Source organism: Campylobacter sp. IFREMER_LSEM_CL2090 (genome assembly GCF_025771865.1).
In the GTDB taxonomy this organism is placed as follows: domain Bacteria; phylum Campylobacterota; class Campylobacteria; order Campylobacterales; family Campylobacteraceae; genus Campylobacter_D; species Campylobacter_D lari_D.
In genome coordinates, this window is sequence record NZ_JAKMRA010000005.1 from 113,074 (window position 1) to 125,339 (window position 12,266).

At 28.1% G+C, this 12,266-nt stretch carries 7 protein-coding genes; 4 read left to right on the forward strand and 3 right to left on the reverse strand.

Annotated features, from left to right (window positions below; all coding sequences use genetic code 11):
- Window positions 1-65 precede the first annotated feature (65 nt).
- The 4 genes from pseI to L8V85_RS04360 all read left to right on the forward strand — a co-directional run bounded on the left by pseI (window position 66) and on the right by L8V85_RS04360 (window position 6,747).
- Window positions 66-1,100 (forward strand): pseudaminic acid synthase, encoded by a 1,035-nt coding sequence (gene pseI, locus L8V85_RS04345; protein WP_263737526.1) that lies wholly within the window; start codon window positions 66-68, stop codon window positions 1,098-1,100.
- A gap of 2 nt (window positions 1,101-1,102) precedes the next feature.
- Window positions 1,103-3,007: a motility associated factor glycosyltransferase family protein gene (locus L8V85_RS04350; protein ID WP_263737527.1), complete on the forward strand. Its 1,905-nt coding sequence runs from the start codon at window positions 1,103-1,105 to the stop codon at window positions 3,005-3,007.
- A gap of 58 nt (window positions 3,008-3,065) precedes the next feature.
- Window positions 3,066-4,802 (forward strand): motility associated factor glycosyltransferase family protein, encoded by a 1,737-nt coding sequence (locus L8V85_RS04355; RefSeq protein ID WP_263737528.1) that lies wholly within the window; start codon window positions 3,066-3,068, stop codon window positions 4,800-4,802.
- A gap of 67 nt (window positions 4,803-4,869) precedes the next feature.
- Window positions 4,870-6,747: a motility associated factor glycosyltransferase family protein gene (locus L8V85_RS04360; protein ID WP_263737529.1), complete on the forward strand. Its 1,878-nt coding sequence runs from the start codon at window positions 4,870-4,872 to the stop codon at window positions 6,745-6,747.
- Window positions 6,748-6,774: 27 nt separating this feature from the next.
- Here L8V85_RS04360 and L8V85_RS04365 read toward each other — a convergent pair whose 3' ends face one another.
- The 3 genes from L8V85_RS04365 to L8V85_RS04375 form a co-directional block, all read right to left on the reverse strand.
- On the reverse strand, window positions 6,775-8,487 hold the full coding sequence (locus L8V85_RS04365) for a flagellin A (RefSeq protein ID WP_263737530.1): 1,713 nt from the start codon (window positions 8,485-8,487) through the stop codon (window positions 6,775-6,777).
- A 177-nt stretch (window positions 8,488-8,664) separates the two neighbouring features.
- Window positions 8,665-10,377 (reverse strand): flagellin A, encoded by a 1,713-nt coding sequence (locus L8V85_RS04370; protein ID WP_263737531.1) that lies wholly within the window; start codon window positions 10,375-10,377, stop codon window positions 8,665-8,667.
- 74 nt (window positions 10,378-10,451) lie between these two features.
- On the reverse strand, window positions 10,452-12,164 hold the full coding sequence (locus L8V85_RS04375) for a motility associated factor glycosyltransferase family protein (protein ID WP_263737532.1): 1,713 nt from the start codon (window positions 12,162-12,164) through the stop codon (window positions 10,452-10,454).
- Between the last annotated feature and the right edge of the window lie 102 nt (window positions 12,165-12,266).

Consider the following 12,266-nt stretch of genomic DNA (forward strand, 5'->3'; position numbering starts at 1 on the left):
ATCATAATTAATAATTAAAATATAAAATATAGTAAATTTTTATTTAAATTAAAAAAGGTTTTTTAATGTTTATAGAAAATTTTAACACAAATGAAAAAGTTTTCATCATCGCTGAACTTTCAGCCAATCATGCAAATAGTCTTGAAATAGCTTTAAAAACTATACAAGCAGCCAAACAAGCAGGAGCTAATGCTATAAAAATTCAAACCTATACCCCAGATAGCTTAACACTAAATTCTGACAAAAAAGATTTTATTATTGAAGGTGGTTTATGGCATGGACGCAAATTATATGAGCTCTACGAAGAAGCTAAAACTCCTTATGAGTGGCATGAAAAACTTTTTGAATGTGCTAAAAATGAAGGTTTAATTTGCTTTTCTAGTCCTTTTTCTAAGGAAGATGTAAATTTTTTAAGGCAATTTAATCCCCCAGCTTATAAAATCGCTTCCTTTGAAGCAAATGATTATGATTTTGTGCGTTATATAGCAAAAGAAAACAAACCTACTTTAGTTTCTACAGGCATAGCCTATGAAGAAGAACTTGAAATGATTGTTAAAATTTTTAAAGAAGAAAACAATCCGAATTTGATTTTGCTTAAATGCACCTCGACTTATCCTTCACAAATTTGTGATTTAAATTTAAATGTCATAAAAACTTTACAAGAAAAATTTAACACTATTGTTGGTTTAAGTGATCATAGCGAGGGATTTTTAGCGCCAACTTTAGCCGTAGCTCTTGGCGCAAGAGTCATAGAAAAACATTTTATATTAGACAAAACTTTAAATAGTGCTGATGCTAAATTTAGTCTTGATTTTGAGGAGTTTAAGCAAATGTGTTCTATGGTGCGTTTAAGCGAGCAAGCTTTAGGAAACAAAGAATTTAGCATGGATAAAAAAACTTTAAAAAACCGCCATTTTGCAAGAAGTTTATACGCAAGCAAAGACATCAAAAAAGGTGATATTTTCACACGAGAAAATATAAAAAGCGTAAGACCAAGCCTAGGTTTGCATCCTAAATTTTTACCTATCATGCTTGGTAAAAAAGCAAGTTGTGATATAGAATTTGCTAAAGCTTTAGAAGAAAAACATTTCAAGGAATAATCATGGAAAAACATATTTTTAATAAAAATTTAGAAGCTTTAAGTGATAAAAATTTAAAAGACAAATTGGCAAATTTTAAGCAAAATAATTTTGATACAAAACAAGGATCCGATCCCTTAGATGTTAATTTTATTCACCAAAAAAAAGGATATGTGTTATATAACGATACACTTGATGAATTAAATGAAAAATTGGACTTATATAATGACAAATATTTATTATATCCAGTGCTATATTTTTTTGGTTTTGGTAATGGAATTTTATATAAAGCCCTTTTACAAAACAAAAATAGACAAAAAATAGTTATTTTTGAAAAAGAAATAGAATTTATTTATCTGAGCTTTCATTTTTTAGATTTTAGTGAAGAATTAAAAGACTTCCGGCTAATTATTTTAGATATAAACAATATAAATTCTACATATTTTCAAATTTTATGTAATAGCTCACCATTTTTTAATTTCTTAAGAACTTATTTTTTAGATATCCATTGCGATTATTATGAAAAATTTCATAATGACATTTTAAAAACAAACGAAACTATGCAAACTTATATAAAAAATTCTATTTTAAAATTTGGAAATTCTTCAAAAGATACTTTAAAAGGTATAGAAAATTTTATTTATAATCTACCTGATCTTTTTTTAAATCATTCCTTTAAAGAATTATTATCAAAACGAAAAAATACTTATCAAAATGCTATTATAGTTTCAACAGGCCCTTCTTTAATCAAACAACTTCCTCTGCTTAAAAAATATACAAATAAAGCAACTATTTTTTGTGCTGATAGTGCTTATCCTATACTCGCAAAACATGATATAAAACCTGATTATGTTTTATCTTTGGAAAGAATAGAAAAAACGAGTGAATTTTTTAATAACAATTTTGGTGATTTTGATAAAAATATTTTATTTATCTTAACTGAAATTGTATATAAAAATACTCCCAAATATCTAAAAGAAAACAATAGAAAGTTTACCTTTATACAAAAAATAGGTGATTTTAGTAAACTTTTTCATTTAAAAGACTTGGGTAGTTTAATAAATACTCCAAGCGTAGCAAATATGGCTTATTTCATAGCATCTTGCTTACAACACAAAAATATCATTTTAATAGGACAAGATTTAGCTTATTCTGATGATGGATTTTCACATCCTCAAGACTACCATTATAAGGCAGACTGCGAAAGTCATTATGACCATATTCAAACTTTGGGCTATGGCGGTAACAGCATGGTTAAAACACACGAAATATGGATGGTGTTTAAGCATTATCTAGAAGAAGCTATTGCTGATAATAAAAAACAAAACATTCAAACTTATAATGCCACTGAAGGTGGTGCTAGGATAGAAGGAGCCATAGAAAAGCCTTTTAAAGAGCTTTGTGAAACTTTATTTGAAAACACCACGCCAAAATCATTCATACAACTTGACAAAATCACACAAAATAAAAAAAACGAACTTATGCTTAAAACATTTTATAAAACACAACAGGCCATTAAACTTTGTGAATTTTTACATAAAGAAAATTTATATATGATCAATCGTATTTATTTTTTAATGAACGATGAAAAAAATTTTATTAGTTTAATACAAGAAATAGAAAAATATAAAATAAAACTTATCAAAGTAGATATTTTAAAAGAGCTAACAAGTGCTATTAGTGTTCAATTTGAGCTCAATTTAGCAAGAATTCAAGTACTTAACCCAAAAACACAAGAAGATAATTTTAACAAAATGCTTCTTTGGATTAAAGAATACTTATCTTTTATTGAAATTATTAATGAGCATATTATTGCATTAAAAGTGACCTTAGAAACAAATATATTAAATTTAGAAAATTTTCTAATCAAAAATAACTTTAAAAAATATGTTCATAAAATAAAAGCAACAAAATTACAAAGCTATTGATTAATATAAAGTACATTCAATAATAATTTTGTTATAATTAAAACAAAAATGGATATTAATGAATAAAGAATTATTTTTAAAAAACACCCAAGCTCTTTTTGAAGTAGATCAAATACTAGCTTATGAGTTGAGAAAAATCACTCAAAATCATAAATTTAAAATCATAGAAAATAAAATTTTTGATTTGCAAAATCAAGTTTTTTTAGATGAAAATCATTCTTTTGATTATGATAAATTTCAATTATATCCAGTATTATTTTTTTATGGTTTTGGCGATGGAAAATTTTTTATAGAACTTTTAAAAAATCAGCATTTAAAACATATTGTTATTTTTGAAGAAGAATTAGAAATTTTATATCTAGCTTTTCATATGATTGATTTTACCACGCTTCTTAGAAAAGAAAAACTTATTTTGTTTTTTACACCAAATATCAACACCGCTCAACTTAAAGTTTTATTTAATTATCCGCAAATCAAACATACGCTGAAAATTTTCAATTTTCATTTTTATAATGATTTTTATATTAATTTTTATACACCCAATGCTCAAAATGTGATGCAAATTTTATTAAATCTCATAAAAACACTAATGCTTGCTCGTGGAAATGACCCAAAAGATGCTTTGCTAGGGATAAAACATAATATTATAAATCTAGAAAAAATCATCACTCATATACCTTTTAAAAATCTAATAAAAGATAGAAAAGCAAAAGCAAAAAATGCCATTATAGTTTCAACAGGTCCTTCTTTGATGAAACAACTTCCGCTTTTAAAAAAATACCAAGAAAATGTTGTAATTTTTAGTGCTGATAGCTCTTATATTATCTTAGCTAAAGAGGGAATTAAGCCTGATTATGTCTTTTCACTAGAAAGAGAAGATATGACTAGCGAATTTTTTAATAATGATTTTGGAGAATTTGATAAAAATATTTTATTTATCATAGCTTCTTTAACTCATCCTAAAACCATAGAATATTTAGAAAAAAATAATAGAAATTATATGCTTGTTTTAAGACCTTTGTTTTTTGAAAGCAAACTTGGCTTAAATGAATATGGTTTTTTGGGAAATGGCATGAGTGTTGCTAATATGGCTTATGAGTTAGCTGGAGCTTTAAGATTTGAAAATATTATTTTAATAGGACAAGATCTAGCTTATAGTGATGATGGAAAGTCTCACCCAAAAGAACATTTATATGGTGATCAAGGAGATGAAGAAGTTGTTTATAAAACAATCTGTGCATATGGAGGCAATAAAGAAGTAAAAACACAACTCACATGGTATTTGTTTTTAAAAAGTTTTGAAAAAGATATAGCTCTAGCTAGAGATATATTAAAAATCAAAACTTATAATGCCACAGAAGGTGGGGCAAGGATAGAAGGAACTATAGAAAAACCTTTTAAAGAAATTTGTGAAGAGTTTTTAAAAGAAAAAATTGAAAAAAATATTATTTTAACAAAAGCAAAAAATCCACAAAAAAAACTAAAACAATGCAAAGAAAAACTCAACAAACAAATAAAACAAAGTGAAATTTTTATCAATGAATGCAAAAAAGCTATTAAAGATAAGAGCTTAGAAAGATTAGAAAAACTAGGACTTAAGCTCCCAAAAAGTGAATTTTTTTCAGATATTTTACAAGCTAGATGCTTTCAAAATGAATGTGAGGTTTTAAAATACAAAGTTGAAAAAGGAAAAAATACAAAATCTTTCTTAGAACAACAAATCGATTTTTTTGATGAGATTATTTTATATCTTGAAAATTATAATAAAACTATAAAAGAAAATTTAAAACAATAACACATCAAATTTTTGATAAAAAACATAAAAAATGACGATATTATTTTTTTAATCAAAAAGGATAAAAATGAAAACAGAGATTTTTAAAAAAAATTTAAAAGCCTTAAAAGGAAGTGAATATCAAATACTAAAAAGAAAATTAGGTAGAATAAAAGAAGCTAAAGATTATATTTATGTTTTTGACAAAGATCCTTTAAATTGCAATATATGCTATAAAAATATAAAAAATTTATATATAAATCCTTTAAAAGAACTGCAAGAAAAAATTGAGCTATTTAATAAAGAATACTTAAGATACCCTATACTTTTTTTCTATGGATTAGGCAATGGTATATTTTACAAAAGTTTGCTTGCAAATAAAGAACATAAAAAAGTTATTGTATATGAAAAAGACATTGAGTTAATATTTTTAGTTTTTAATATGATAGATTTTTCCAAAGAACTTTTAGAAGGTAGATTTATTTTAATCCATACAAAGGAATTTAACTATACAAAAGCTGATACATTATGCTCTCTTTTAAATTTATTTTTAAAAACTTACAATCTACACATTCATTCTAAATTTTATGAAGATCAAAAAAAAGAAATCAATCTAATTAGTACTTTAAATATACAAGCTATTAAAAATATTGCTTTAAGAAGAGGAAATGATCCAATTGATGCTATGCAAGGCATAGAGCAATTTGTTCTAAACTTACCTAAAATGCTTGTACATCCAAGTTTTAGTGAATTTAAGAAAAAAAGATCAAATAAAAGTAAAAATGCTATATTGGTAGCTACTGGACCTTCTTTAAAAAAACAACTTCCTTTACTTAAAAAATATGCTAATAAGGCTACTATATTTTGCGCTGATAGTGCTTATCCTATCTTAGCAAAGGCAGGTATAAAACCTGATTATGTTTGTATGCTAGAAAGAGATGATGTGGTATCAAAATGCTTTGACAATGATTTTAAAGACTTTGATAAAGACATTACTTTTATTTTAGCTTCATTAGTATATAAAGATAGTATAAAATTTTTAGAAAAAAACAAAAGAAAATATATTTTAGTTTCAAGATCATTACCTTTTGCTTATTCTTTAGGATTACATGATTTTGGCTATGTAAGCGGTGGAATGAGCGTGGCACATTTAAATTATGAATTAGCGCTTTTACTAGGACATGAAAATATCATCTTAATAGGACAAGATTTAGCTTATAGTGATGATGGACAAACTCATAGTGAAGGATTTATCCATAGTGCCTATCATAAAGGAGAATTTGAAAAAAACAAAGATAAGTATAAAATAAAAGCATATGGTGGAAAAGGTTATGTCCATAGTTCTGAAATATGGATTTTATTTAAAAATATCTTCGAAAACTTAATTTCTGAACAAAAAAATACAAAAATTTACAATGCCACAGAAGGTGGGGCAAGGATAGAAGGAACTATAGAAAAACCTTTTAAAGAAATTTGTGAAGAGTTTTTAATGGATGAGATAAAAAAACCTTTTCCAAAACTAAATCCACCAAAACGCAAGGACAGCCAAGAACTTATGCTAAAAGCTTATAAGCAAATCAAACAAAACATAAAAGTTAACCAAAATTTTTTAAAAGAATGCAAAAAACTTCATAAAGAATTAAATTCAAAAAGTAAAACTCATTATACTATTAAAGAATTAAATTCAAAAATAGACAAATTAAAAGAAAAAATAGAAAGCAAAAAATATATTTTTTTAAGAGAAATTTTAGGACCATCACTATTTCATTTAGAAAGTTCTTTTTCAAAAATATATGTTAATCCTATGCACAATGATAGCGATAAACAAAATAAACTTGTTGCTTGGATTACAGCACATAAATCTTGGCTAGAAGAAATCAGCGAGTTAGCTTTAGTCCAAGAAAAAGCTTTAAAAATAGCCATTATACCTTTACAAGATATTTTAGAAAAAAGAAATTTAATATAAGGCAAAACTGCCTTATATTATTTGGATTTATTGTAAGAGTTTTAAAACATTTTGTTGCACAGCATTAGCCTGACTCATAGCATAAGATCCGCTTTGAGCTAGGATGTTGTATTTAGAGAAATTTGCACTTTCTGCTGCAAAGTCTACATCTCTGATGTTTGATTCAGCTGATTTGATATTTACTTGGGTTACACTGATGTTATTTAGTGTAGCTGTGATTTGATTTTGCACCGCACCAATATCAGCTCTAATGGCATCTAAATTTGCTGTAGCAGTTTCTACTATATCCATCACAGCCATAGCACCTTTGAGTGTGGTAACACCTGGAGTTTGATCATTAGCTGCTATATTCATAGAAGCTTTAAAATTAACAAATTGAGAATTGCCTGCTACAGCTTCCGCACTAACACCAAATGCTACTGAAAATGCTGTTGCAAAAACTAAGGCATCGGTAGAATTATAAACTTTAGACATTTCATGACCACTACCTACAGAATATCCTGAGCCAGCACTCATACCACTACCTGCTGCACTCATATAATCAGAAACAGATGCATAAGTTACAATCATCTTACCGCCACCTTTGTAAGCATTAAAACCCATAGCATCGGCTACATTGGAATCAATTCTACCTTTTGACTCTCTTAAAGATACAGAAGCTTGAGAAATCATATCAGCTGCACCCATACCTATAGAGCTAAGTCCACTTCCTGATATTAAGATATCTTTACCATCATTTTTGATTAAAGACAAACGACCATAATTTTTATAATCTTTATTTAAAATTCCAGCACCAGCACCTATACTACCGCTTATTTCTATACCTCTACCATCTCTTGAAGTTAATACAAGTCTACCATTAGCATCTCTTGAAGCTTCTACACCTGTGCTATCTTTAACCGAATTTATAGCAGCTACCAAAGAACCATTTTGATCACTATCTTGATATTCTATCTTACCTATAGTTACACCATTAATCTTAAAATCATCGCTTGTAGCACCGGCTTTTATAGGGCCAACACCTGTAGTTTCAACTAAGAAATTTGCTCTAACACCAGTGATATCAGAAACTCTATTAATCTCTTCAGCTAAAGCACCAAGTCCTGTTCCTACTGAAGTAGAAATCACTACAGGTTGGAATTTAAAATCATCTACCCCATTATAGTTTTTAATAGTAAGTTGAGCTATACCGCTACTTTTAGCTTGAGAACCTGTTTCAAATCTAGTTACACCTATTTTAGAGCTTTGAGTTGGCCCTATACTAGCTTTTACAGTTTGATTTGACTGTGCACCGAGTTGGAATTCTTGATTTATAAAGTTTCCGCTTAAAAGTTGTTTACCATTGAAAGCTGTAGTGTTAGCTATATTATCAAGTTCTTCCATCAAACGATTTATATCAGCTTGAAGCATATTTCTTGTTTTAGTGCTTTGTCCATCTTGTGCTGCTTGGGTAGCTTTTACTTTGATAGTATCTAAGATTTTAAGCTGCTCATCCATAGCCTTATCAGCTGTTTGCAAAATACCTATAGCATCATTACCATTATTTATCGCTTGACCTAAAGTTGCAGCCTGTGATCTTAAGCTATCTGCTATAGCCATACCTGAAGCATCATCTGCTGCAGAGTTGATTCTAAGACCTGAGCTAAGTCTTGATAAAGACTTATCAAGTTCTCTTGCTGTGATAGTTGAATTTGCATGTGCATTCATTGCACCTATGTTGGTGTTTATTCTAAAACCCATTTTAAATCCTTTCAAAATATTGCTTAGAACTTTTAAAGCAATAAATGTTCCAAATTTAAAGAGTTGTTTTAAAGAGTTGTTTTAAAGAGTTGTTTTAAAGAGTTGTTTTAAAGAGTTGTTTTAAAGAGTTGTTTTAAAGAAACACCTTGAAAATTCAAGGTGTTTTGGATTTCTTAACTATTGTAATAATCTCATTACATTTTGTTGTACAGCATTAGCTTGACTCATAGCATAAGATCCACTTTGAGCTAGGATGTTATGCTTAGCGAAGTTTGCACTTTCTGCTGCAAAGTCTACATCTCTGATATTTGATTCAGCTGATTTGATATTTACTTGGGTTACACTGATGTTATTTAGTGTAGCTGTGATTTGATTTTGCACAGAACCAATGTCAGCTCTAATTTTATCAAGGTTAGTAATAGCAGTTTCAGCTATATCCATCACAGCCATAGCACCTTTAAGAGTAGTAACTCCAGCTTCTTGATCTTTAGCTGCTATATTCATAGAAGCTTTAAAATTAACAAATTGAGAATTGCCTGCTACAGCTTCCGCACTAACACCAAATGCTACTGAAAATGCTGTTGCAAAAACTAAGGCATCGGTAGAATTATAAACTTTAGACATTTCATGACCACTACCTACAGAATATCCTGAGCCAGCACTCATACCACTACCTGCTGCACTCATATAATCAGAAACAGATGCATAAGTTACAATCATCTTACCGCCACCTTTGTAAGCATTAAAACCCATAGCATCAGCTACATTGGTGTCAATATTTCCTTTTGATTCTCTTAAAGATACAGAAGCTTGAGAAATCATGTCAGCTGCACCCATACCTATAGCAGAGAGATTTTTTCCTTCAATTTGAATATCTTTACCATCATTTTTGATTAAAGACAAACGACCATAATTTTTATAATCTTTATTTAAAATTCCAGCACCAGCACCTATACTACCGCCTATTTCTATACCTCTACCATCTCTTGAGGTTAAAACAAGTCTACCATTAGCATCTTTAGAAGCCTCTATACCTGTAGTATCTTTTACTGAGTTAATTGCTGAGATTAAGGCTCCATTTTCATCACCATCTTTATACTCAACCTCACCAATTCTTACTCCATTAATAGAAAAATCTTGACTAGTTTTTCCTGCTTTAATATTACCAACACCCGTAGTTTCAACTAAGAAATTTGCTCTAACACCCGTGATGTCAGAAACTCTATTAATCTCTTCAGCTAAAGCTCCCATACCTGTTCCTACTGAAGTAGAAATCACCACAGGTTGGAATTTAAAATCATCTATACCATTATAGTTTTTAATAGTAAGTTGAGCTATACCGCTACTTTTAGCTTGAGAACCTGTTTCAAATCTAGTTACACCTATTTTAGAACTTTGAGTTGAACCAATACTTGCTTTGATAGACTGATTTGACTGCGCACCTACTTGGAATTCTTGATTTACAAAACCACCACTTAACAACTGCTTTCCATTGAATGAAGTTTGATTTGCAATATTATCAAGTTGCTCCATCAAACGATTAATATCAGCTTGAAGCATATTTCTTGTTTTAGTAGTTTGTCCATCTTGTGCTGCTTGGGTAGCTTTTACTTTGATAGTATCTAAGATTTTAAGCTGCTCATCCATAGCCTTATCAGCTGTTTGCAAAATACCTAAAGCATCATTACCATTGCTTATAGCTTGACCTAAAGTATTAGCTTGTGATCTTAAGCTATCTGCTATAGCCATACCTGAAGCATCATCTGCTGCAGAGTTAATTCTAAGACCTGAACTTAATCTGCTTAGAGAGTTATCTAATGCTCTTGAGTTTAAATTTGCGTTGTTTTGAGCATTTAAAGATGCCACATTAGTATTTATACGAAATCCCATTTTAAATCCTTTTAAATAAATTCAACCGCTTCCATGCAGTTGTTTAAACTATATCGAAAAAATGATAAAAAAATTTATACTTTTAAGATATTTTTATATTCATTTATAGAATTTTCTATACTTGCTAAACTTAACGCTGCAATTTCTAAAAATATTTTTAAAAAATCTACATAACTTGATAAAACATTTTGAGGTTCTTGATATAAACTCACATTAAAAAAAGCTCTATAATAAAATAATGGTTTATACATAAAACTTTGTAAAATTTTCGCATTATCTAATAAATCATTAAAATCAAAAATAGATTCTGATACTTGCTCATCAAAAGCTGCATTTTGTTTTTGTAAAATTACTAAAAGATCTTTTGCTTTTTGATGTAAAGCATTTAACTCTAAATAATCTTTTTGTAAAATTTCTAAGGATTTTTTTAATAATTTTTCTTGTCCATTAATACTTAAAATATTTGGAAATACATAATCTTGTTTTTTATCTTTATATAACGCTAAAACCTTTTCAAAAGGCATCTCTATGGTATAATCTATAAAAGCTCCACCTTCTGTGGCATTATAAAATTTAACATCAGGATGAGATAAAAATAAAACTTCCAATCTTTTTCTAAATTCATCCCAGCCTTTATGAGTTTGAACAAAACCTTGTTTATTATAAGCTAACACTCGAAGTTTTTCTGCTTTATGCTCAACTTCTTCTACATTATGAAATGTAAAAACTTCTGGGTTAGCATGTGACTTCCCATCATCACTAAAAGCCAAATCTTGTCCTATCATGATTACATTAGTAAATCCCAAAGCTATGGCAAAATTATAAGCAAAATGAGCCACATTAATACCAATATCTAAATAACCAAAATCATTTAAATTAAATTTTTGTTGATAATCTAAATTTTCTAAAATAAAAATTTTTGGATTTTTATTTTCTAAAATTTGCATTAAAGCTTTATCTACAGCAGCGTTTATAATATAAATGGTTTCTTTTTTATTCTGTGGTAAATTTTCATAAAAACTTGCACTTTCTTCGTAAATATCCATAGAAAAAACAAAATCAGGGTAAATTTCATTCTTAAGTAAAGTTTTATAAGTAGCATCTAAAGCAAATATCGCATAATCATCTTGACAAGTTTTTAAAAGCTTAAGTTGTTTATTTAAAGAAGGTCCTGCACACACCACAACAACACTTTTATTTTTTCCTTTATTTTCATAAATAAATCTTTGAAAAGGAGTATTTTTTAAGACTAAAGGTATATTAGATAAAAATTGTTTGTACATTTTATTACCCATAGTAAAACTTGTATCAACATTTCCCACCACTCTTTTTATCACATCCAAACATTTGCGATACACAAAATCAAACATAGGGCTTTTGTTATAAAATTCACTATAAGGTAAAAGTTTAAAAAGCCCTAAATACTCAAAACAATCTTTTTGTGAAAAAAGCAAAACAAGATACTCTTCTAATCTTTTCTCTTCTACATCACAAAGATATATTTTTCCGCTTGAAAGCTCTTGACTCAAATCCATCTTGCTTAAAACATTAGCAAAAAATTCTGCTTTATCAAAAATAAAAATATGTTTATTAATAAGCTTTTTTAAAAAAAGTCCATCTCCTATACCGCAAAAAAATATATTAGGTTTTATTAAATCATCTTTTGAAGGCACAAAGGGTGTTTGACTTGGAAAGATGTCGATAAATTCTTCTTTTAAAGATAGAATTTTTTCTTGTAAGGGTTTATTGGTAAATTCTAAAGCTTGTAAGTTTTTTTGCAAAAACATTTTATATCCTATGAAATTTAATTATAGAAAATTATATCATTAATTGCATTTTATTTAAAAATCCATCTAAGCAAAAAATTTAACTTTTTTTTATACACTTTT

Coding starts and splice junctions, on each gene's coding strand:
- pseI (WP_263737526.1), top strand. CDS start 66: ATGTTTATAGAAAATTTTAACACAAATGAAAAAGTTTTCATCATCGCT.
- L8V85_RS04350 (WP_263737527.1), top strand. CDS start 1,103: ATGGAAAAACATATTTTTAATAAAAATTTAGAAGCTTTAAGTGATAAA.
- L8V85_RS04355 (WP_263737528.1), top strand. CDS start 3,066: ATGAATAAAGAATTATTTTTAAAAAACACCCAAGCTCTTTTTGAAGTA.
- L8V85_RS04360 (WP_263737529.1), top strand. CDS start 4,870: ATGAAAACAGAGATTTTTAAAAAAAATTTAAAAGCCTTAAAAGGAAGT.
- L8V85_RS04365 (WP_263737530.1), bottom strand. CDS start 8,487: ATGGGTTTTAGAATAAACACCAACATAGGTGCAATGAATGCACATGCA.
- L8V85_RS04370 (WP_263737531.1), bottom strand. CDS start 10,377: ATGGGATTTCGTATAAATACTAATGTGGCATCTTTAAATGCTCAAAAC.
- L8V85_RS04375 (WP_263737532.1), bottom strand. CDS start 12,164: ATGTTTTTGCAAAAAAACTTACAAGCTTTAGAATTTACCAATAAACCC.